Genomic DNA, 20,409 nt, shown 5'->3' on the forward strand with positions numbered 1-20,409 from the left:
AAATCGGTAGTGGTCAAGCCCGTAAAAAAGGCGTTAAATGCGCGCCGTCCATTCGCGAAATGTGAATGGGGGACAGGCCTCCCTCGAGGCCGACACTTTCTTCTCGAGAATTCTCATGCGTAAACAGGCGATGGCGTGGTCGATCCAGCTGGCGTTGATGGGTGTGGCCGCAACCGCAGGCGCCCAGGCGCCGGCCGCGTCCGGGGTGCAGCAACTGGACACGGTGCAGGTCACCGGTTCGCGCATTCCGCGCGCCCAGGTCGAGGGCCCGGCCCCGGTCACGGTGATCACCGCCGAGCAGATCCAGGCCAGCGGCTTCACCAGCGTGCCGGACGTGCTGCGGTCGATGTCCCAGAACGGCGGTGAGACCCAGAGCCAGCAGTCCTCCAGCGGCGCGGACTTCTCGCCGGGTGCGCAGCAGGTCGACCTGCGCGGGCTGGGCCCGAACCACACCCTGGTGCTGGTCAATGGCCGCCGCATCGCCGACTTCCCGATGCCGTTCCAGGGCCGCAGCAACTTCACCGACGTGTCCAACATCCCGATCGGGATGATCGAGCGGATCGAAGTACTTACCGGCAGCGCCTCGGCGATCTACGGCTCGGACGCGATTGCCGGCGTGGTCAACTTCATCCTCAAGAAGCACGTGGATGGCACCACGGTGGACGTGCGGATGGGCACGGCCACCGAAGGCGGCGCCGATTCGTTCGACATCAGCCTGGCCAGCGGCTTCGATGCCGGTCGCTTCAGTGCGGTGTACAGCCTGGAACTGCAGTCGCAGACGCCGCTGTGGGCCTACGAGCGCAGCCAGCAGGATTCCACCCTGGACGCCCCCACCGAGAGCGCCCGCGCCGCGCGCCGTGCCTACCTGCGCACCGATTACAACGACGATTACCTGGACCCGGGCCAGGCCACCTGCGATGCGCTGGCCGGGCAGAACCGCGGCAGCACCCAGTATGCCGAGCGCCCGCGCTACGGCTTCTACTGCGGCAGCGACCGGTCGATCGGCTACGGCACGATCCTGAGCAAGCGCCGCGGCGTGAACGGCTACGCCTCGCTCAACTATGCCTTCGACAATGGCACCCAGTGGTTTGCCGACGTGCAGATGGGCTACCACGACATCGCGCTGATGCGCGACGTGACCCAGTGGGGCCGGATGGCCGCCGACGGTAACGAAGACGGCTACTTCTACAACCAGGCCACCGACCAGGTGGAATTCTGGCAGCGCCAGTTCTCGCCCGAGGAAATGGGCGGCCTGCGCAACGGCATGATCCGCAGCACCCAGAAGACCTTCAGCGTGACCACCGGCTTCAAGGGCAGCCTGGGCCCGAACTGGGACTACGAGGCCTCGCTGAGCCATTCGCAGTACCAGTCGTCGATCCGCTGGCCGCAGATCATCGCGTCCAAGGCCAACGCGCTGTTCCTGGGCGAGCAGCTGGGCGAGTACACCGATGACGACGACAACGTGTTCCCGGTGTTCAACGCCGATCCGGCGCGCCTGTACCGGCCACTGAGCCGCAGCGAGTACGATTCGATCGCCGCGAAGACGACCTACACGCCGAAGTCGCGCACCGATACGGCCGCACTGACCCTGACCAACGGCGAGCTGTTCGAACTGCCGGGCGGCAAGGCCGGGTTCGCCGCCACCGCCGAGTTCGGCAACCAGTCCTACGCGCTGAACCCCGATCCGCTGGCGACCGAATACTACTACTACAGCTGGAAGGACTCGGACGGCCATGGCAGCCGCAACCGCTGGGCCACCGCGGCCGAGCTGCGCCTGCCGCTGCACGACACGCTCAACGTGAGCGTGGCCGGCCGTTACGACCAGTACCGCTACTCGGGCAACAGCATCGGCAAGGCGACCTGGAGCGGCGGTATCGAGTGGCGCCCGATCGACAGCCTGCTGGTGCGGGGTTCGTACGGCACCGCGTTCCGTGCGCCGGACCTGCACTACGTGTACGCCGGGCCGGGCAACGATGAAACCAGCAACAACGACTACTACGCCTGCCAGCTGGACGGTGCGGATGATTGCTCGGACTACGAAGAGAACCTGATCCGCACGCGCGAGGGCAACCGGAAGCTCGACCCGGAGACCAGCACGTCGTGGAGCGCCGGGTTTGTGTGGTCGCCAGCGGTGGGTCTGGACCTGTCGGTGGACTGGTTCGACATCGACATGCGCGACCAGGTGAAGGACATGGACGTGGGCACGATCCTGCGGGATGAAGCGGCCTGCCGTCTGGGCGGCGCCGATGCGAATTCGCCGACCTGTGTCGATGCGATCAGCCGCGTCACCCGCACCAGCGACGGCCGCCTGTACGGGGTGCACGTCAACCCGGTCAACATCGCGCGCGAGACCACGCAGGGCATCGACGTGGGCGTGCGTTACCGGCTGACCACGGGCATCGGCGATTTCATCCTGAGTGGCAACCACACCTGGGTGAAGACGCACGATTTCCAGCAGTTCGACGGCGATGTGGTGGAGGACAAGTTCGCGGTGAACAGCGGGTTCGACATTCCGCGCACCAAGACCAGCGCCAGCATCACGTGGGAGAACGATGCGTGGTCGGCGACGCTGTACGGGTCGCGGCTGGGCAAGCTGCCGACCTACGACAGCTATGACGAGAGTTTCGATCCGGAGAGCGGCGACAGCCCGTGGATCGGGGCGACGTACCGGTACAACGTGTCGGTGCAGTACCGCGTGGACGACCATTCGCGCCTGTCCCTGTCGGTGGTGAACGTGGGCAATAAGATGCCGCCGAAGGACGCGACCTACACGTCGTACCCGTACTACGACGTGTCGTGGTTCGATACGGTGGGCCGCACGATCAACCTGCAGTACACGCACAAGTTCGGCGGCACGGCGCTGTAAGCGGCGCGGTTGCAGCGGATGCGGGCGAAAAGACGGAGGCAGTGCCTCCGTCTTTTTTTTGGCGATGCACTTCCCAAGCGACAAGGCACAAGCGATCACGGTGTGCTGGCGCCTGCGCGGGCCGGCCATGCAGAGACCCAAGCAGGTAGTGCCGGCCGCTGGCCGGCTCCTCACCATCCCGAATGCGTCCCTCGCGGTTCTCCACACCCGACGTGGAGAGGCGTGGGGGTTTGGTGTGGACAAGTAGGTGCAAGCCAACCACCGCAAGGCTTTCATGGCGTGGTGATTTTTTGTCCACGCGTGTAGGGGGTTTTCCACATCGCACGTGGAGAGCGATGGGGGTTTGCTGTGGACAACCCGGTGCGAGCGATACGCTGCAAGGGTTTCCAGCGGTGGTCAGAAAGTGTCCACGTTGCTTGCGGGGTGGGTGTGCGGATTGCCGGCCAGCGGCCGGCACTACCGGGGTCGGGGTTTTCCACATGGGGCGTGGAGAGCGGTGGGTGTTTGTTGTGGACAAGTGGGTCGGAAGCACACGCGGCAAGGGTTTCCGGGCGTGATCAAATAATCACCACCAAGTACTTGCCAGCGGACAACCTGTCGCAGAGTGGCTCCCCATCCCGACTATGCTGCGTTCCCCTTATCGATGGAGAGCACCGCGTGCGCAGAGGCATTCCCCGCATCGCCGTTGTCGGTGCCGGCATCATCGGCGCCTCTGTGGCGTGGCACCTGACGCGCGCGGGTGCAGCCGTCACGGTGCTGGAGCGCGGCGCCACTGCGTCGGGCGGAGCGACCGGCAGCTCGTATGGCTGGGTGGGTACGGGCAGCATGCTGCCGGGCGATTCGCCGTCGCGCTTTGCCATGATCCGCGACGCCATGCCGGAATTTTCCCGGCTGGCGAACGCGCTGGGGCCATTACCGATCGCGGCGCGCGGTGCGCTCGTATGGGCCGGTACGGACGCTGAAACCGACGCGTTTGTAACCCAGCAGCGAGAGGCCGGTATCGGTATCGAGCTGCTCGATCACGCAGGCATCAGGACGTTGGAGCCGCACCTGAAGGCGCCGGCACTGGCCGCATGGGTGCCCGGGGATGTCGCCCTCGAACCCGCCCTACTGACCGCGCAGCTGTTGTCCAGTGCACGGGCATCCGGCGCGCGCGTAGTCTTCAATCAGGAGGTGTCGGCCATCGAAACCCGCAACGGCCGGGTCACCGGAGTGGTGACAACGGACGGGACCCATGCCGTGGACGCCGTGGTGCTTGCCAATGCTGCCAGCGCCGTGCCCCTGGCGGCACGCCTGGATATCCACCTGCCCGTGCATGAGGCGCCCGCGGTGCTGTTGGCGTTCGACGCATTGCCCGGGCGTCTCCATCACCTGCTGTGTGCCGCGGACCACGAAGTCCGCCCACGCCTCGGCGGTGGACTGCTGGTTGCGGCCGACATGCCCGTCGAGGGCGATGCCGGGCTGGACAGCCTCGCCCGTCAGTGCATGGCCGATACGCAGGCCCTGCTCGCTGCCCCTGCCGGACTGGTGTTGCGCTCGGTGAGGGCCGTGCAACGGCCGTTGACCAGCACCGGTATGCCAGTACAGGGATTCCTGCCAGGCATTGAAGGCCTTTACGCCGCCATCGCCCATCCGGGCGTGATGCTCGCGCCCTGGCTGGGCCGGCTGGCGGCGGAGGCGTTGATCGCCGCATGAGCGGCCGTGCCGGTAGACGGCCTGCTGCCCCGTGACGTGCCACTGCCCAGCATCTCGAAGGTCGCAGGCGACCCGGGCAGGCGGCGGGCCATGTAACGCGAGCCTATTCGCCACTAGCACTGATTTACCCAGGCGTCGTCGTTGAGCTCAGTACGAGCCAGCCTTGAGCAACCCCTCCTCCCTACTCCGTCCAAGCGCTGCAGCGATCACCGCTGGGCGTAGTCGTCGCGCCTCACCCTTACGGGCATCGTCCTGATAGCCCAGTTTCAAAGGATGTTCGGCGAGGAACGACTCGACCTTCGCCAGCAGTGCAGGCGGTATATCCCGATCCTCGAGCAGGATTGCCTTGTTCGCCGGCCTGGCAAGCAACGCGCGTGCAAAGAAGGTATCTACGTCGCCCGCCTTGAGGGCTGCCTCCGCGGTCAGACCGGCCGCCAGCATGAGCTGGGCCTCGCTCCGGCATCGCGCCACGACTGCATCGATGCGCTCACGCGACGGCAGCGAGGGGAAAGGACCGTTTTGAGGACCAAACACATCGCTGCCGATGCGGTAGTCGCGCTCAAACCCGAAGAAAGGCACGAGCCGCACGGATAAACCTGGGCATAGGTGATGCCTCGGAACGGAGTCCGCCTCGTTGTAAGAGGTAGTCCGGCTCAGCTCGTCATATGCGAGGCGTGGTCGCTTCATGGTTTCTACCAGGGAGCGCTTGCCCCATATCGTGCTGTACTCCTGTTCCTCGCTGAACTGCCGGTGCTGAATGCCGATGGTCGGCGTGACCAGGAACGCAAGCACCGTCAGCGCCGCGGCGGCCGCCCATTGTCGGCCAGGCGCAGGGACGGGCAACCGACATTGACGCCTGCTGGTTGACACCACCCATATCGGCACGGTGATGATGAACAGCCCCAGGAACAGACCGAACAGACTGAACGTCGGCATCCCGTAGGCCCCCAGGCGATAGAACGTGCCAGCGCCGATGATCAGGTTGACCGTCATCGCCGCCAGTCCACCTATGGCAATGTAGGCCGGCCAATGCAGCCGCGACAGCCGGGAAGCCTCCCGCCAGGTGAGAGGGCGTGCGGGGGCCCGCGTCGAGTGTGCGTCCGTGCTCATGCGCATATCCTGTCTGCTGTCGAGAGGCGCCGACAATACACTGGCGCTTCACTCTGACGCGGCAGCGCATCCCATACGATGATTGCAGCAGTGCTCAAAAGAACCGGGCACGTCACAGCAAAGGGCGCTGGGCCTGGTATAGCGGCCAGTGGTACCCAGACAGGAATGAATGACGGGATAGACACGCGCTGCGTCCACGAGGGACCGCTGCCCGGCACACCAATGCGGTTGTCCCGGAGGAACCGAAGAACGCGGGTGATTCTTTGTCCAGTCCGGCTTCGCCTGCCTCAAACGCAAACGCCCCGCTCGGGGCGGGGCGTTTGCGCGACATCAACGTGCGATGGAATCAGACGTTGAAGCGGAAGTGCAGGATGTCGCCTTCCTGGACGCGGTATTCCTTGCCTTCCAGGCGCAGGCGACCGGCTTCCTTGGCACCGGCTTCGCCCTTGTACTTGATGAAGTCGTCATAGGCGATGGTTTCAGCGCGGATGAAGCCCTTCTCGAAGTCGGTGTGGATCACCGCGGCGGCCTGCGGGGCGGTGGCGCCCTTGCGCACGGTCCAGGCACGGACTTCCTTCACGCCTGCGGTGAAGTAGGTCTGCAGACCCAGCAGCTGGTAGGCAGCGTAGATCACGCGGTTCAAGCCCGGCTCGGACAGGCCGAGGTCGGCCAGGAACGTGTCGCGGTCTTCGTCGTCCAGCTGCGACAGCTCTTCTTCGATGGCCGCCGACACCGGCACCACCTGCGCGCCTTCGGTGGCGGCGCGGGCGCGTACGGCGTCCAGGTGCGGGTTGTTCTCGAAGCCGTCTTCCAGCACGTTGGCGATGTACATGACCGGCTTGAGGGTGAGCAGGAACAGGTCACGGACCAGCGCCTTCTCTTCCTCGTCCAGGCCCGCCGAACGACCGGCCTTGCCGTCGGCCAGCGCGGCCTGCAGCTTGGCCAGCACCGGCTTGCGTGCCGCCGCTTCCTTGTCGCCACCCTTGGCGGCGCGCTCGGCGCGGTTCAGCGCCTTCTCGACGCTGTCCAGGTCGGCCAGGGCCAGCTCGGTGTCGATGGTGTCGATGTCCGACAGCGGGTCGACCTTGTTGTTGACGTGGATGACGTCGGCGTTTTCGAAGCAGCGCACCACGTGGGTGATCGCATCCACTTCGCGGATGTGGGCCAGGAACTTGTTGCCCAGGCCTTCACCGCTGGCGGCACCGGCCACCAGGCCGGCGATGTCGACGAACTCGACCGCGGTCGGGATGACCTTCTGCGGGTTGATGATCGCGGCCAGCTCGTTCAGGCGCGGATCCGGCACCGGCACGATGCCGACGTTCGGTTCAATCGTGCAGAACGGGAAGTTGGCCGCAGCGATGCCCGCCTTGGTCAGCGCATTGAACAGGGTCGACTTGCCGACGTTGGGCAGACCGACGATGCCGCATTTGATACCCATCTTTGACAACCTCTGGGGTGGTAGGTACCGACCGTTGGTCGGTACACCGTGGTTATTTCGGGGTGTGGAGGCGCTTCATCGCCTCACTGTAATCGCCGGATACCGCCAGCGGCAGCACGTCGATCGCATCTTCGATGGCACGACCAATCAGCACATCATCGTCTTTGCTGGCACGCCCCAGCACCCACGGGACCACGCGGTCCTTGTGGCCGGGATGGCCGATGCCGATGCGCAGGCGGTGGAACTTGCCGTGGCCGAGCAGGCGGATGGTGTCGCGCAGGCCATTCTGGCCGCCGTGTCCACCGTCGAACTTGAGCCGGGCCACGCCAGGCGGCAGGTCCAGTTCGTCGTGCGCCAGCAGGGTTTCTTCCGGTTCGATCTTCCAGAAGCGCTGCGCGGCGGTGACCGATTTGCCACTGAGGTTCATGAAGGTGGCGGGCTTGAGCAGCCACACCGAGTGCCCGGCGATGTCGACCTTGGCGGTCTCGCCGAACAGCTTGCTGTCCACGCTCCAGCGCGCGCCGGCCTGTTCAACCAGGGCGTCAATGAAACGAAACCCGGCATTGTGCCGGGTCTGGGCGTGCTCGGGTCCGGGATTGCCCAGACCAACGATCAATCGCAATCCTGTCATCACTCTTCTTTCGTCGGTACCGGCCCTGTGCCGGCACATACAGAAACGGCGCCTGCCCCGAAGGACAGGCGCCGCAATCACTTACTCTGCAGCCGGCGCTTCGTCGGCAGCTTCTTCCTTGCCGAGCTTGGCGGTGACGATCGCGTCGTCGTGGTCCTTGCCCTGGGCCAGGGCCGGGATCTCGACGCCCTTCGGCAGCTTGATGTCCGACAGGTAGATCACATCGCCAGCCTTCAGGTCGGCCAGGTCGACGTCGATCGACTCCGGCAGGTCCTTCGGCAGGCAGGACACGGTCACTTCCTTCAGTTCGTGGGTGACCACGACGTCGGCAGCCTTGCCAGCCGGCGAGGTGTCTTCGTTGATGAAGTGCAGCGGGACGTTGGCGGTCAGCGCTTCGTTCTCGTTCACGCGCAGGAAATCCAGGTGGATGATCAGCTGCTTGAACGGGTGGCGCTGCATGTCACGCAGCAGGACCTTGGTGATCTGGCCATCCAGGTTCAGGTCCAGGATCGACGAGTAGAACCACTCGTTCTGCTGGGCAAGCCAGGTGGCGTTGTGGTCCAGGTTGATGTTGATCGGAGCGGCGTCGCCGCCGTAGACGACGGCCGGGATCACGCCGGCGTGACGCAGGCGGCGGCTCGCACCCTTGCCCTGCACGTCACGAGCGGTGACCTTGATTTCATGGGTCTTGGACATTGTATTGACTACCAGTTGGTGCCTTGCCGGATGGCTTGGCGATGAAGGGCACGTCCGCGACCAGACGTACCCGGGGCCCGCCCACCGTTGCCGGCGGGCGGAAAAAAAATCAGTCCACGTACAGCGAGCTGACCGACTCGCCGAAGGCGATGCGGCGCATCGTTTCGGCCAGCATTTCCGCCACGCTGAGCTGGCGGATCTTGCTGCACACCCGCGCCTCTTCACGCAGCGGGATGGTGTCGGTCACCACCAGCTCATCGAGCTGGGAGTTGTTGATGTTGTCCACCGCCGGGCCCGAGAGCACGGCGTGGGTGCAGTACGCGGCCACCTTGAGGGCGCCACGCGCCTTCAGCGCCGCGGCAGCCGCACACAGGGTGCCGGCGGTATCGACGATGTCATCGACCATCACGCAGGTCTTGCCTTCGACGTCACCGATGATGTTCATCACGGTGGAGACGTTGGCGCGCGGACGGCGCTTGTCGATGATCGCCAGGTCCGCATCGTCAAGCCGCTTGGCCACCGCACGTGCGCGCACCACGCCGCCCACGTCCGGGGACACCACGATCAGGTTTTCCGTGCCGTAGGCGCGCCAGATATCGGCGAGCAGCAGCGGCGAGGCATATACGTTGTCGACCGGCATGTCGAAGAAGCCCTGGATCTGGTCGGCATGCAGATCCACCGTCAGCACCCGGTCGGCGCCCACGGCACTGAACATCTTGGCGGCCACCTTGGCGGTGATCGGCACGCGCGAGGAGCGCATGCGGCGATCCTGGCGCGAGTAGCCGAAATACGGCACCACCGCGGTAACGCTGTTGACCGAGGCGCGCTTGAGCGCATCGATCAGCACCAGCAGCTCCATCAGGTTCTCGGCGCTCGGCGCGCAGGTCGGCTGGATCACGAACACGTCCTGCTTGCGGACGTTTTCCTCGATCTCGACCTGGACTTCACCGTCGGAGAAGCGCGACACCAACGCCTTGCCCGGTCGCACCCCCAGTTCCTTGCAGATGCTCTGCGCAAGGCGCTTGTTGGCGTTGCCGGAAAATACCAGCAGGTTGGGGTGATCTTGCATCATGACGGTCTCGGGCGGGAGCGATTGGAGAACTCGGCCGCCGGCACCCTGGAGTGTCTGCGGTGACAACACCGCGGATCATCGGCCGTGCCCGCGCAGGCATGCGCATGGGAACGCGGCTGACATCCGCAAGTGGCAGGGGCGGGAGGATTCGAACCTCCGAATGCCAGGATCAAAACCTGGTGCCTTGGGCCTCTTGGCGACGCCCCTGCATCAAAATCAATAACGCTCGAGTACATCAAGCAGTGGCGAGCGCTCCACGCCCGCAGCCACCCATGCCCGCAGTTCTTCCGGCAACTGCGCCAGGCCCTGCTCTGCAGCAGCGCGCGTGGCGAAGGCGACGAAACAACCGCTTCCCGACCCGGTGAGTCGTGCCCGGCCGATCCTGCTCAACGCTGCAAACGCTGCCTCTACGGCAGGTTCGCGACGGCGCAGTACCGGCTCGAACGCATTCCCGAGCAAAGACCCGGAAGCGAAGTCCGCTATTTTCGCCACTGGGGCGTCGCGCGTCAAATGCGGATCTGCAAAAAGTCCGGCGGTCGGGGCGTGCACCCCCGGATCGGCGACCACATACCAGGCCGGCGCGAGGGCGATCGGGGTGAGCTGCTCGCCCACCCCGTCGGCCCAGGCGTTGTGTCCCCGGACGAAAACCGGCACATCCGCGCCCAGCTGCAGCCCCAGGGCGGCCAGCGCATCGACGTCCAGGCCGGCATTCCAGAGGCGGTTCAAGCCCACCAGCACCGTGGCGGCATCGGACGACCCGCCGCCAAACCCGCCGCCGGCCGGAATGTGCTTTTCCACGCCGATATCCGCACCTTGGGCGACATTGGCGGCACGTTTAAGCAACAGCGCGGCACGCACCGCCAGGTCATCGGCCTCGGCCACACCCGCCAGCGAGGGGCCATCGCGGCGCACCTGGCCGTCTTCACGCACGCGCAGACGGATCTGGTCGCCCCACGCCAGCAGCGCGAACACGGTCTGCAGCTGGTGGTAGCCATCGGGCCGGCGGCCGGTGATGTTCAGGAACAGATTGAGCTTGGCCGGGGCCGGCCACTGCGACCAGCCCGCGTTCAGGTCCGGAGCGCTCATGGACGGCCGAGTGTCCAGCTGTCGACGACCACGCGCACTTTGGCGTCGCCGCTGGTCGCTTCGATCCGCCGCGGCAGCACCGGGCGGTCGCCCTCGGCCGGGTACCAGTCCAGGTACTGGATCTGCCAGCCCATCTGTTCGACCCGACGCGGCCGACCGTCGCCGTCGCGCTCGACGCGCTCGGCGGCGCCGGTGTCATCGGCGACCAGGCCCCGCACCCAGTCGGGCAGCTGGTTGACCGGGATGTCCCAGCCGGTCGCCTCCAGCAGCACCTGCTGAGCGTCCTCGCCTTCACGCGGACCGCCCTCCAGGCCTTCCAGGCGCCCGCCTTCGTGGTGGCTGTCGCCGGTCAGCTTCCAGCTCTGGCGGGTGACCGGTGCACTCAGCTCCACCACGTAGCGACGCGCATCCTGCTGCCAGTCGATGCGGCCGTTGCCGCCGTTGCGCCCCTTGTTGACCGCGACGCGGCCCTGGAAGCTCCACTGCGGCTGCGCGCGGACGGCGGCCACGCGAGCCGCCTCGGCTTGCTCGGCCTCGGCCGATACGGTGGTCACCACGGTGGGCGCGGCCGGGGCCTTGCGCTCGTCCAGCGACACGCAGGCCGACAAGGATGCGGCCATTGCCAGCGCGGCGCCGGCCTTGAACAGGTTCAACGTCATACGCCGTATTTCTCGATCACGCGCTGCAGGGCGCGGTTGTCAGGGTCCAGTTTGCGTGCCTCGTCGAGGAAACGCCGTGCCTCGTCCTTGCGGCCCAGCACCCAGAGCACCTCGCCGACGTGTGCGGCGACCTCGGCGTCCTTGCTCAGGGTCCAGGCGCGGCGCAGCTGCACCAGCGCTTCTTCGTTGCGGCCCAGGCGATACAGCACCCAGCCGTAGCTGTCGACGATGGCGGCGTTGTCCGGCTCGGCAACGCGGGCGCGGTCGATCAGCTCCAGCGCTTCCTGGTAGCGCTGGGTGCGGTCGGCCAGGGTGTAGCCCAGCGCATTGAGCGCGGCCACGTTCTCCGGGTCGGTCACCAGGATCTTGCGCAGGTCGGCTTCGGCGCGCGGCACATCATCGCGGCGCTCCCAGGCCAGGGCGCGGGCATACAGCAGCGCGTTCTCATCCGGGTATGCCGCCAGGCCACGGGCCAGGGCGTCCAGCTCACCGGGCAGGTCGTCGCCGCGCTGGCGCAGTTCGGCCTCCAGCAGGTAGGCATCGCGCCGGGCTTCGTCGTCGACGGTGGCGTCGGACTGGATGGCATGCACTTCGGCGAACGCCTTGTCCGGGCGGCCCGCGTCGTACTGGGCGTTGGCGGCACGCAGGCGCGCTTCCGGCAGCTCCTCGCCCCCAGGCACGCTGTGGTACCAGTCCACCGCTTCGGCCGGGCGCTTGAGGTACTCGGCGATCTTGCCCAGCAGCAGGCGCTGGGCGGGGTCGGGCTTGGCGGCCTTGGCCGACAGGTCCTTGTAGAGCAGCAGCAGGCCCGCGTCGTCCTTCTGCTTGGCCAGCAGCGAGGCACGCATGCCCCAGGTCTGCACGTCCTGCGGGCCGACGGCCAGCACGCGCGCGGCCGAACGCGGATCGCCGAGGCTGTCATAGGCGATGGCCAGCGCGTTGCGCAGTTCCGGGTCCTGGCGGCTCTTGGGCTCGACCCCGCGCAGCAGCGCCAGCGCGTCCTCCTGCTTGCCGGCCTGGGCCAGCTGGCTGGCATTCAACAGCGCCACGCGCGGTTCGTTCGGGAAGCGCTTGACCACTTCATCGACCATCCGCTTGGCCAGGTCCGGGCGCTCCATGCGCATGGCCAGGCGGCCCAGCTCCTGCCAGACCTCCAGTTGATCGGGAATCGCGTTGTCGTCCACCAGCCCGCCCAGCACCTGCGCCGGCACGGCGGGGTCGCGCCCGCCGCCGATCAACGCGGCAATGGCGAACTTCCACCCGCGCGGGTCCGGGTCCTTCAGCAGCGCCCCCAGTTCGGTGCGCGCGCCGGCGATATCGGCCTGGCGCATGTCCAGCGCGGCGGCGGCGCTGCGCATGGCCAGGCTGCGCGGGGCGCGGGCCTCCCACAGCGCCAGCGCCCGGGCGGCACGCTTGTCGTCGTCGGCCAGCATGGAGATGCGGGTGGCGCGCTCGGCCAGCCCAGCGTCGTCGGTGCCGGCCTCGGCGGCCTCCAGGTACCAACGCGCGGCGTCGCCGAGCTTGCCGGCCTGCAGGGCGAACTCACCGGCCATGACCGGGGTCAACGGCGCGGTCTGGGCCGCTGTGGCCTTGGCTGCCGGGGCTGCAGCGGGGGCCGGCGGCGCCGCCGCCAGGGCGTTGGCGACGGACAAGGACAGCAACAGAACGCTGGAGATGCGAATCAATGCGGGCATCGGGGGCTTCTGGCCTTAAAATGACGACTTGAATGGCCAGCAGCTTATCGCAAGCAACTGAACAATGACCCTGTGGGTGCTCGGACTGAATCACCAGACCGCGCCAGTGGAACTGCGCGAACGCGCGTCCTTTGGCGGCGACGCCCTGCCCCAGGCATTGGCGTCGCTGCGCGATACCCCGCAGGTGGCCGAGGCCGTGCTGCTGTCCACCTGCAACCGCACCGAGCTGTACGCCGTGGCCGAGTCCGGTGACGCGCTGGCGCAGTGGCTGGAATCCCACGCCGGGCAGCTGCACGGCTATCTGTACCAGCACGCCGACGCCGACGCGGTGCGCCACCTGTTCCGCGTGGCCACCGGGCTGGACTCGATGGTGCTGGGCGAGCCGCAGATCCTGGGCCAGGTCAAGGACGCCTGGGCCATCGCGCGTGACCACGGCCTGCTGGGCCAACGCCTGGACCGGCTGTTCCAGCAGACCTTCTCGGTGGCCAAGCGCGCACGTACCGATACCCGCGTGGGCGCCAACCCGATCTCGGTGGCCTCCACCGCGGTGCGCCTGGCCCAGAACTCGTTCGCGCGGCTGGAAGATTCCACCGTGCTGCTGGTGGGCGCCGGCGAAACCATCGAACTGGCTGCCCGCCACCTGAGCGAAGGCAAGGTGCGCCGCCTGCTGGTGGCCAACCGCACGCTGGCCCACGCCCAGGAACTGGCCAGCCGGCATGGCGGAGTGGCCCTGCCGCTGAGCGAACTGGAGCGCCACCTGGGCGAGGCTGACGTGGTGTTTTCGGCCACCGCCGCACGCGAGCCGGTGATTGCCCGCGCGCATGTGGCCGCCGCGCTGAAGGCCCGCAAGCACAAGCCGATGCTGCTGTTCGACCTGGCCGTGCCGCGCGATATCGAGGCGGGCGTGGGCGAGCTGCCCGATGCGTTCCTGTATACCGTGGACGATCTGGAACGGGCGGTGGAAGACAACCGCCGCAGCCGCCGCGAGGCCGCTGCCGAAGCCGAAGCGATCATCGAGCTGCAGGTGGCCCGCTTCGTGGAAACCCTGCAGGCCAGCGCCCACCAGGCGCCGCTGCGGCAACTGCGCGCCTACGGCGAAGCGACCCGCGTGGAAATGCTGGAGAAGGCCCGCCAGCAGCTGGCCCACGGCAAATCACCGGACGAAGTGCTGGAACTGCTGGCCCATGGCCTGACCAACCGCCTGCTGCACCCGCCCACCGCCGCGCTGCGCGCCGCTGCGCTGAGCGGCGATACTGAGCTGACCCGCGCCGCCGAGCGCCTGTTCCCGGCCAAGCCGGGCTACCAACATCCTGCTGTGAAGACTGATGACGCCGACCCTGCGCCGTAAGCTGGAAGCGCTGGCCGAACGCCGCGAAGAACTGGAACGCCTGCTTGCCGACCCGGCCGTGGTGAACGACAACGATCGTTTCCGCGCGTACTCGCGCGAGTTCGCGCAGCTGCAGCCCATCGCCACGGCCCTGGCCGACGAAGCCCGTGCGCTGGCCGACCTGGCCGCTGCCGAAGCCATGCGCAGCGACCCGGACCTGCGCGAGCTGGCCGAAGAAGAAATCACCGCTGCGCAGCAGCGCCTGCAGCAGCTGGACCAGGAACTGGCGCTGCTGCTGGTGCCGCGCGACCCGCGCGACGACGGCAACCTGTTCCTGGAAGTGCGGGCCGGTACCGGGGGCGACGAGGCCGCGATCTTCGCCGGCGACCTGTTCCGCATGTACGCCCGCTACGCCGAGCGCCAGGGCTGGAAGGTGGAGATCGAATCGGACAGCCCCGGCGAACACGGCGGCTACAAGGAAATCGTGGCCCGCGTAGTCGGCCGCGGCGCCTATTCCAAACTGAAGTTCGAGTCCGGGACGCACCGCGTGCAGCGCGTGCCGGCCACCGAATCGCAAGGCCGCATCCACACCTCGGCGGCGACGGTGGCGATCATTCCCGAAGCCGACGAAGTGGATGACGTGGTGATCAACCCGGCTGACCTGCGCGTGGATACCTTCCGCTCGTCCGGCGCCGGTGGCCAGCACGTCAACAAGACCGAATCGGCGATCCGCATCACCCACGTGCCCTCCGGGGTGGTGGTGGAATGCCAGACCGAGCGCAGCCAGCACGCCAACCGCGACAAGGCGATGAAGCGCCTGAAGGCCCAGCTGCTGGATGCCGAACGCAGCAAGCAGGCCGCGGCCACGGCCGAAAGCCGCCGGCTGCAGGTGGGCAGCGGCGACCGCAGCCAGCGCATCCGCACCTACAGCTTCCCCCAGGGGCGCATCACCGACCACCGCGTGGAAGGGCTGACCCTGTACGACCTGCCCAACATCATCGCCGGCGAGCTGGACACGCTGGTGGAACGGCTGATCCACGAGCACCAGGCCGACGAACTGGCGCAGCTGGCGGCGGGCACCTGAGGATGGATGCGGACCGGCAGCAGCTGCGCCTGGCGGTGCAACGCCAGCCGGCCGATTTCATCGCCTGGGTCATGCTGGCCGATGCCGAACTGGAGGCCGGCGATGTAGCGGCCGGCGTGCACGCCGCCACGCGTGCCCTGCAGTTGCGCGACCACCACCCCGAAGCGCTGGCCCGGCTGGGCCGTGCACGCTGGATGCAGGCGCGCCACGCCGAGGCGGCAGCGTTGCTGCGCCAGGCGTCCGACAGCGCACCCCAACACCCCGGAATCGCCCTGTGGCTCGGCCACGCGCTGGAGGATGCCGGCCAGCCGGAGGCCGCCGCCGACGCCTACCGGCATGCGCACACGCTGCTGCCAGGCGAGCCCTACATCACCGCCCAGCTGCTCAACTGGCAGCGTCGGCTGTGCGACTGGCGCAACATCGAGCGCCTGTCGGCGCAGGTGCGCCAGGCCGTCACGCAGGGCCAGGCTGCGGTTGAGCCGTTCGCATTCCTGAGTGAAGACGGCAGCGCCGCCGAACAACTGGCCTGCGCGCGGCAGCGCGCGGCGGCCATCCGCGCCAGCGTGACGCCGTTGCCGGCGACCGCGGTGCGCAGCCAGGGCCGTCTGCGCGTGGGCTTTCTGTCCAACGGCTTTGGCGCGCATCCCACCGGGCTGCTGATCGTGGCACTGCTGGAACAGCTGGCCGCCGCCGGCCGCCTGGACCTGTACCTGTTCGCGCTGACCGGCAACGATGGCAGCGCCATCCGGGCACGCCTGCAGGCGGCCGCCACGCAGGTGCACGAGGTGGGCGCACAGTCGCACCAGCAGATCGCCGCGCGCATCCGTGACACCGCCATCGACGTGCTGTTCGATCTGCGTGGCTGGGGCGGCGGCGGTACCCCGCAGGTGCTGGCGATGCGCCCTGCCCCGGTCCAGGTGAACTGGCTGGCCTATCCGGGTACCTCCGGCGCGGACTGGATCGACCATGTGCTGGCCGATGCCTTCGTGCTGCCCGCGCCGCTGGCGACCGGGTTCAGTGAACAGGTGCGGTACCTGCCGCGGGCGTTCCAACCGTCGGACAACACCCGCGTGCTCGCCGCGCCGCCGTCGCGCGAAGCGTGCGGGCTGCCGGCACAGGGCGTGGTGCTGTGCTGCTTCAACAACAGCTACAAACTCAACCCGCGCAGCGTGCAGCGCCTGTTCGCGGTGCTGCACGGCGTGCCCGGCAGCGTGCTGTGGCTGCTGTCCGGCCCGGGCAACGCCGATGCGCGACTGCGCAGCGCGGCGCGCCAGGCGCAGCTGGATCCGGCACGGCTGGTGTTCATGCACAAGCTGCCGCACCCGGACTATCTGGCGCGCTACCAGCACGCCGATCTGTTCCTGGACACCCACCCCTACAACGCACACACCACCGCGTCCGATGCCCTGTGGGCCGGCTGCCCGGTGCTGACCTGCCCCGGGGCGACGTTTGCCTCGCGCGTGGCGGGCAGCCTCAACCATCACCTGGGGCTGGCACACATGAACGTGGCCGACGACCGCGCCTTCGTAGCCACCGCCATCGCGTTGGGCAACGACGCCCCGGCGCTGCAGGCGCTGCGCGCGGAACTGGCGCTGCGCCGCGGCGACAGCGGCCTGTTCGACATGGCCGGGTTCGCCCGTGACTTCAGCACGGTGGTGGAAGACCTGGCGCGCGAACGCGGTTGGCAGGGCGCAGCGTGACATCCGGCGCGGGATCGCCACGCGTGCTCGCGCTGCTGGAAGAGCAGCGCGCACAGGCGATCGCGGCGCTGCGCGACACCGCCGGCGACCCTGCCGCGTTGGCGTGGAAGTGCGAGCTCGACCTGGCCATCGCCCGCCTGCAGTGGTGCGCACAGCACGCGATCGATGGTCGTGCCGTGGCCACGGCGCTTCCCTGGCCGGCCGACGCGTTCGGGTCGTTTGCCGTCGTCGAATGCAACGATGAGGGTGAGCCGGTGGCAGACCGCCTGCTGCAGAGGGCCGGCGAACCTGTGGTCCTGCTGCCGGGCGACCTCCTCGTGCACCGGCCGCGTGCGCTACCCGACGACGCCGACAACGGCTGAACTTTCGCTGCGCTAGGCTCGGGGTTCCCAACGATGACCGAGGCACGTGGATGGGCAAGCTCAAGCGCAAGGAATACGAGGCCCTGCTGGAACCCATGCAGCTGGAGCTGATCGCGATGGCGCGCTGGGTGCAGCACACCGGGCAACGCGTACTGGTGCTGTTCGAAGGCCGCGATACTGCCGGCAAGGGCGGTGCGATCCAGGCCATCGCCGAGCACCTCAATCCGCGCCAATGCAAGGTGGTGGCGCTGCCCAAGCCGACCGACCGCGAAAGCACCCAGTGGTATTTCCAGCGCTACATCGCGCACCTGCCGGCCGGCGGCGAAATCGTGCTGATGGACCGCAGCTGGTACAACCGCGCCGGGGTCGAGCACGTGATGGGCTACTGCAGCGAGCCGGAGTACAAGGCGTTCCTGGCCCAGGCGCCGGTGGTCGAGAAGCTGCTGGTGGACGATGGCATCCTGCTGTTCAAGTACTGGTTGGGCGTGGACCAGGCGCAGCAGGAAAAGCGGTTTGCCGAGCGCCACATTGACCCGCTCAAGGGCTGGAAGCTGTCGCCGGTGGACCTGGAGTCACGCAGCAAGTACAGCGCCTACACCGACGCGCGCGAAGCGATGCTGCGCGCGACCCACCGTGACGAGGCGCCGTGGACGCTGGTGGACTTCAACGACCAGAAGCGCGGCCGGCTGGCGCTGATCCGCAACCTGCTCGACCGCCTGCCCGATACCCGCGTGGACGAACCGGAACTGGCGCTGCCGCCGTTGAAGGGCAAGCTGCACAAGGAGCAGTTCGGGGTGCTGCCGCCGATCGAGGGGTTCGAGATCCCGTAACGCCGCGCCCCCACGTAGAGCCGGGCTCTGCCGCGCCGCGGGGTGACCAGGCGTCGTGAGATCAACGCATCGCCATGCATCCGGGACCTGCCGCATGGCGACGAAACGTAGTGCCGGGCTCTGCCCGGCAGCTTCACAGGAGCGCCGCGGACACCTGCTGCACGTGTACCGTCTTGGGAAGCAGCCGGGCAGAGCCCGGCTCTACGCGCGTGGTGCGGCACGTCATGGGCGCATGGCGATGCGTTCAACGTCATGGCGCGTACGTACCCCGCGGCGCGGCAGAGCCCGGCGCTACGGCTCACCCTTCCTTGATGCGCGCTTCGATGTCGTGCGCGGTGACCGGGCCGAGGAACTCCTTGGCGACCTTGCCGTCGGGCGCGATCAGGTAGGTCAACGGCAGGCCGCGCGGGATGGCGAAATCCTCGGGCGGGTTGTAGGTGTCCACGATGACGATGGGATAGGTCACCGGGCGCTTTTCAAGAAACGCCTTCATCTCGGCCGGCTCGATGTCCTCGTACGCCAGGCCGACCACCTCGATCTCCGTGCGCATCGCGTGCAGCGCCGACAGCTCCGGCATCTCCTTGCGGCATGGCGCGCACCAGGTGGCCCAGAAATTGACCACCACCCACTTGCCGCGATGTGCGGCCAGGTCGTAGGTGCTGCCATCCAGGGCCGGCAACGTCAGGGTGGGTCGTTCGACGGTCTTGCGATCGGTCGGCGCGACCTCACCGGCCGCCGGCGTGGCCGGCTCTGCGACGGCGGCAGGAGGCGCGGCGGGGGCGGGCGCGGTGGCATCCGGTTGCGCGGGCTTGTTGCAGGCGGCCAGGGCCAGCAGGCCCACGGCCAGCAGCAGGGGCTTGGCGGTCATGGTGTATCTCCGGGGGTCGAATAGATATCGCTGACGCGGCGCTTGAGCAGTTCGCGCAGCGGCAGCCGCAAGGCATCCAGCGCCAGTACGGAGGCCTGGCCCAGACTGTCGTCGCGGTACGGCAGGTAGGCTTCGCGTACCGGAATGCGCATCTGCGTGGTCTCGTACAGGTCAGACAGGGTGAGCTTGTCCAGGTCGCGCGCCAGCAGCCATTCGCCGCGCTCGTCGCGCCGTACCACGCGGATGGCCTCCAGGTCGCACAACATGGTCTGCAGCAGCGAATCGGTGAGCATGGGCTCCAGCCGCAGGATCTCGTCATCGTCCAGGCTGTGGCCTTCGGCACGGGCCTGCTGGAACCGCCCGATCAGGCGCAGCAGGCCATAGATCTCGTAGCCGGTGGGCAGGCGCAGCTCGGCCGGCTGGTAGCGGAAGGCGGCGATCGAGGACGCCAGCGAGGCCCCCAGCAGCACCGACACCCAGCACAGGTAGATCCACAGCAGCAGGATCGGCACGAACGCGACGGTGCCATAGAGCTTCTGGTAGGACTGGAAACTGCCCAGGTAGGCGCCCATGCCCCACTTCACCAGTTCCAGCATCACCGCCGCCAGGATCGCGCCGGGAATGGCATGCCGCCACTTCACCGTGTGGTGCGGCACCACCCGGTACACCAGCGTGATGCAGACGAACTCGATCAGGATCGGCGCCACGGTCAGCGAGAAATTGGCCAGCCAGCGGCCTTCGCTGGTGCCGAACAGGGGCAGCGCGAACACCCGCGCCGATACCGCCAGCGAGGCGGCGGCCAGCATCGCGCCGAGGGTCAGCACGGTCCAATAGACCAGGAAGCGGGTCAGCTTGGGCCGGGTGGAGCCCACGCGCCAGATCTGGTTGAAGGTTTCTTCCACGCTGTTGAGGGTGATCAGCAGCGACACCACCAGCGCGATGAAACCGGCGGCGGTGAGCTGGCCGGCGCTGGCCGAGAACTGGCGCAGGTAGCCTTCGGCAGCGCGCGCGGCGTTGGGCACGAAGTTGGAGAACACGTAGTCGCTGAGCTGGTCGCTCCAGCGGTCGAACACCGGGAACGCCGACAGCACGCCGAATACCACGATGGCCAGCGGCACCAGCGCGAACACGGTGGTGTAGGCCAGCGAGGCCGCGGCCTGGAACAGGCGGTCGTCCAGGAAGCGCCGCCAGAGGAAGCGGCCGAAGCTGGCGGCACGCTTGCGATCGCGCACGCGCTCCATCCAGAGGTTCACGGTGTCGAGGGGTTCCATCGGCGCAAGGGTACCCGAAG

17 protein-coding genes and 1 tRNA gene are annotated in these 20,409 nt (G+C 67.7%); 7 read left to right on the top strand and 11 right to left on the bottom strand.

Annotated features, from left to right (window positions below):
* Window positions 1–115 precede the first annotated feature (115 nt).
* Both DX03_RS15920 and DX03_RS15925 read left to right on the top strand, forming a co-directional pair.
* Window positions 116–2,866 carry a TonB-dependent receptor plug domain-containing protein gene (locus tag DX03_RS15920; protein WP_038690315.1) on the top strand — a complete coding sequence of 917 codons (2,751 nt, stop codon included), beginning with the start codon at window positions 116–118 and terminating at the stop codon, window positions 2,864–2,866.
* A gap of 657 nt (window positions 2,867–3,523) precedes the next feature.
* Window positions 3,524–4,561 (top strand): NAD(P)/FAD-dependent oxidoreductase, encoded by a 1,038-nt coding sequence (locus DX03_RS15925; RefSeq protein ID WP_038690317.1) that lies wholly within the window; start codon window positions 3,524–3,526, stop codon window positions 4,559–4,561.
* A gap of 147 nt (window positions 4,562–4,708) precedes the next feature.
* Here DX03_RS15925 and DX03_RS15930 read toward each other — a convergent pair whose 3' ends face one another.
* The 9 genes from DX03_RS15930 to DX03_RS15970 all read right to left on the bottom strand — a co-directional run bounded on the left by DX03_RS15930 (window position 4,709) and on the right by DX03_RS15970 (window position 12,947).
* Window positions 4,709–5,671: a hypothetical protein gene (locus DX03_RS15930; protein ID WP_185753369.1), complete on the bottom strand. Its 963-nt coding sequence runs from the start codon at window positions 5,669–5,671 to the stop codon at window positions 4,709–4,711.
* 346 nt (window positions 5,672–6,017) lie between these two features.
* Entirely contained in the window at window positions 6,018–7,109 is a 1,092-nt protein-coding gene (ychF, locus tag DX03_RS15935) for a redox-regulated ATPase YchF (RefSeq protein WP_038690322.1), read from the bottom strand.
* A gap of 52 nt (window positions 7,110–7,161) precedes the next feature.
* Complete coding sequence (pth, locus tag DX03_RS15940; RefSeq protein ID WP_038690324.1) at window positions 7,162–7,740, bottom strand: aminoacyl-tRNA hydrolase; 579 nt, start codon at window positions 7,738–7,740, stop codon at window positions 7,162–7,164.
* An 81-nt stretch (window positions 7,741–7,821) separates the two neighbouring features.
* The gene (locus DX03_RS15945) at window positions 7,822–8,436 is read right to left on the bottom strand and encodes a 50S ribosomal protein L25/general stress protein Ctc (protein WP_038690326.1); all 615 of its coding nucleotides are present in this window, start codon (window positions 8,434–8,436) and stop codon (window positions 7,822–7,824) included.
* A gap of 109 nt (window positions 8,437–8,545) precedes the next feature.
* Complete coding sequence (locus tag DX03_RS15950; protein WP_038692467.1) at window positions 8,546–9,505, bottom strand: ribose-phosphate diphosphokinase; 960 nt, start codon at window positions 9,503–9,505, stop codon at window positions 8,546–8,548.
* Window positions 9,506–9,638: 133 nt separating this feature from the next.
* Window positions 9,639–9,715 (bottom strand) — tRNA-Gln (locus DX03_RS15955).
* A 9-nt stretch (window positions 9,716–9,724) separates the two neighbouring features.
* Window positions 9,725–10,594: a 4-(cytidine 5'-diphospho)-2-C-methyl-D-erythritol kinase gene (ispE, locus tag DX03_RS15960; protein ID WP_038690328.1), complete on the bottom strand. Its 870-nt coding sequence runs from the start codon at window positions 10,592–10,594 to the stop codon at window positions 9,725–9,727.
* On the bottom strand, window positions 10,591–11,253 hold the full coding sequence (gene lolB / locus DX03_RS15965) for a lipoprotein insertase outer membrane protein LolB (protein WP_038690330.1): 663 nt from the start codon (window positions 11,251–11,253) through the stop codon (window positions 10,591–10,593). The genes ispE and lolB overlap by 4 nt, the downstream gene beginning before the upstream one ends.
* Window positions 11,250–12,947, bottom strand: a complete 1,698-nt coding sequence (locus tag DX03_RS15970; RefSeq protein ID WP_038690332.1) for a tetratricopeptide repeat protein — start codon at window positions 12,945–12,947, stop codon at window positions 11,250–11,252. The genes lolB and DX03_RS15970 overlap by 4 nt, the downstream gene beginning before the upstream one ends.
* Window positions 12,948–13,011: 64 nt before the next feature.
* Between DX03_RS15970 and hemA the strand changes: the two genes are divergently transcribed.
* The 5 genes from hemA to ppk2 are packed head-to-tail and all read left to right on the top strand — an operon-like array spanning window position 13,012 to window position 18,250.
* Window positions 13,012–14,295 carry a glutamyl-tRNA reductase gene (gene hemA, locus DX03_RS15975; RefSeq protein ID WP_038690334.1) on the top strand — a complete coding sequence of 428 codons (1,284 nt, stop codon included), beginning with the start codon at window positions 13,012–13,014 and terminating at the stop codon, window positions 14,293–14,295.
* Window positions 14,273–15,358: a peptide chain release factor 1 gene (prfA, locus tag DX03_RS15980; protein WP_038690336.1), complete on the top strand. Its 1,086-nt coding sequence runs from the start codon at window positions 14,273–14,275 to the stop codon at window positions 15,356–15,358. Before hemA ends, prfA begins: the two co-directional genes overlap by 23 nt.
* Before the next feature lie 2 nt (window positions 15,359–15,360).
* Window positions 15,361–17,058, top strand: a complete 1,698-nt coding sequence (locus DX03_RS15985; RefSeq protein WP_038690338.1) for an O-linked N-acetylglucosamine transferase, SPINDLY family protein — start codon at window positions 15,361–15,363, stop codon at window positions 17,056–17,058.
* 23 nt (window positions 17,059–17,081) lie between these two features.
* Window positions 17,082–17,420 (top strand): hypothetical protein, encoded by a 339-nt coding sequence (locus DX03_RS15990; RefSeq protein WP_038690339.1) that lies wholly within the window; start codon window positions 17,082–17,084, stop codon window positions 17,418–17,420.
* A gap of 50 nt (window positions 17,421–17,470) precedes the next feature.
* Window positions 17,471–18,250 carry a polyphosphate kinase 2 gene (gene ppk2, locus DX03_RS15995; RefSeq protein ID WP_038690341.1) on the top strand — a complete coding sequence of 260 codons (780 nt, stop codon included), beginning with the start codon at window positions 17,471–17,473 and terminating at the stop codon, window positions 18,248–18,250.
* 298 nt (window positions 18,251–18,548) lie between these two features.
* Here the strand turns inward: ppk2 and DX03_RS16000 are convergent, their stop codons facing one another.
* Entirely contained in the window at window positions 18,549–19,118 is a 570-nt protein-coding gene (locus DX03_RS16000; RefSeq protein ID WP_038690343.1) for a TlpA family protein disulfide reductase, read from the bottom strand.
* The gene (locus tag DX03_RS16005; RefSeq protein WP_038690345.1) at window positions 19,115–20,389 is read right to left on the bottom strand and encodes a YihY family inner membrane protein; all 1,275 of its coding nucleotides are present in this window, start codon (window positions 20,387–20,389) and stop codon (window positions 19,115–19,117) included. The genes DX03_RS16000 and DX03_RS16005 overlap by 4 nt, the downstream gene beginning before the upstream one ends.
* Between the last annotated feature and the right edge of the window lie 20 nt (window positions 20,390–20,409).

The organism is Stenotrophomonas rhizophila, from assembly GCF_000661955.1.
In the GTDB taxonomy this organism is placed as follows: Bacteria; Pseudomonadota; Gammaproteobacteria; order Xanthomonadales; family Xanthomonadaceae; genus Stenotrophomonas; species Stenotrophomonas rhizophila.

Bases quoted from the DNA above. Each gene is read 5' to 3' on its own strand.
- DX03_RS15920 (WP_038690315.1), top strand. From the start codon at position 116: ATGCGTAAACAGGCGATGGCGTGGTCGATCCAGCTGGCGTTGATGGGT.
- DX03_RS15945 (WP_038690326.1), bottom strand. From the start codon at position 8,436: ATGTCCAAGACCCATGAAATCAAGGTCACCGCTCGTGACGTGCAGGGC.
- pth (WP_038690324.1), bottom strand. From the start codon at position 7,740: ATGACAGGATTGCGATTGATCGTTGGTCTGGGCAATCCCGGACCCGAG.
- prfA (WP_038690336.1), top strand. From the start codon at position 14,273: ATGACGCCGACCCTGCGCCGTAAGCTGGAAGCGCTGGCCGAACGCCGC.
- ispE (WP_038690328.1), bottom strand. From the start codon at position 10,594: ATGAGCGCTCCGGACCTGAACGCGGGCTGGTCGCAGTGGCCGGCCCCG.
- DX03_RS16000 (WP_038690343.1), bottom strand. From the start codon at position 19,118: ATGACCGCCAAGCCCCTGCTGCTGGCCGTGGGCCTGCTGGCCCTGGCC.
- lolB (WP_038690330.1), bottom strand. From the start codon at position 11,253: ATGACGTTGAACCTGTTCAAGGCCGGCGCCGCGCTGGCAATGGCCGCA.
- DX03_RS15950 (WP_038692467.1), bottom strand. From the start codon at position 9,505: ATGCAAGATCACCCCAACCTGCTGGTATTTTCCGGCAACGCCAACAAG.
- DX03_RS15970 (WP_038690332.1), bottom strand. From the start codon at position 12,947: ATGCCCGCATTGATTCGCATCTCCAGCGTTCTGTTGCTGTCCTTGTCC.
- DX03_RS15985 (WP_038690338.1), top strand. From the start codon at position 15,361: ATGGATGCGGACCGGCAGCAGCTGCGCCTGGCGGTGCAACGCCAGCCG.
- ychF (WP_038690322.1), bottom strand. From the start codon at position 7,109: ATGGGTATCAAATGCGGCATCGTCGGTCTGCCCAACGTCGGCAAGTCG.
- DX03_RS15930 (WP_185753369.1), bottom strand. From the start codon at position 5,671: ATGAGCACGGACGCACACTCGACGCGGGCCCCCGCACGCCCTCTCACC.
- DX03_RS16005 (WP_038690345.1), bottom strand. From the start codon at position 20,389: ATGGAACCCCTCGACACCGTGAACCTCTGGATGGAGCGCGTGCGCGAT.
- ppk2 (WP_038690341.1), top strand. From the start codon at position 17,471: ATGGGCAAGCTCAAGCGCAAGGAATACGAGGCCCTGCTGGAACCCATG.
- hemA (WP_038690334.1), top strand. From the start codon at position 13,012: ATGACCCTGTGGGTGCTCGGACTGAATCACCAGACCGCGCCAGTGGAA.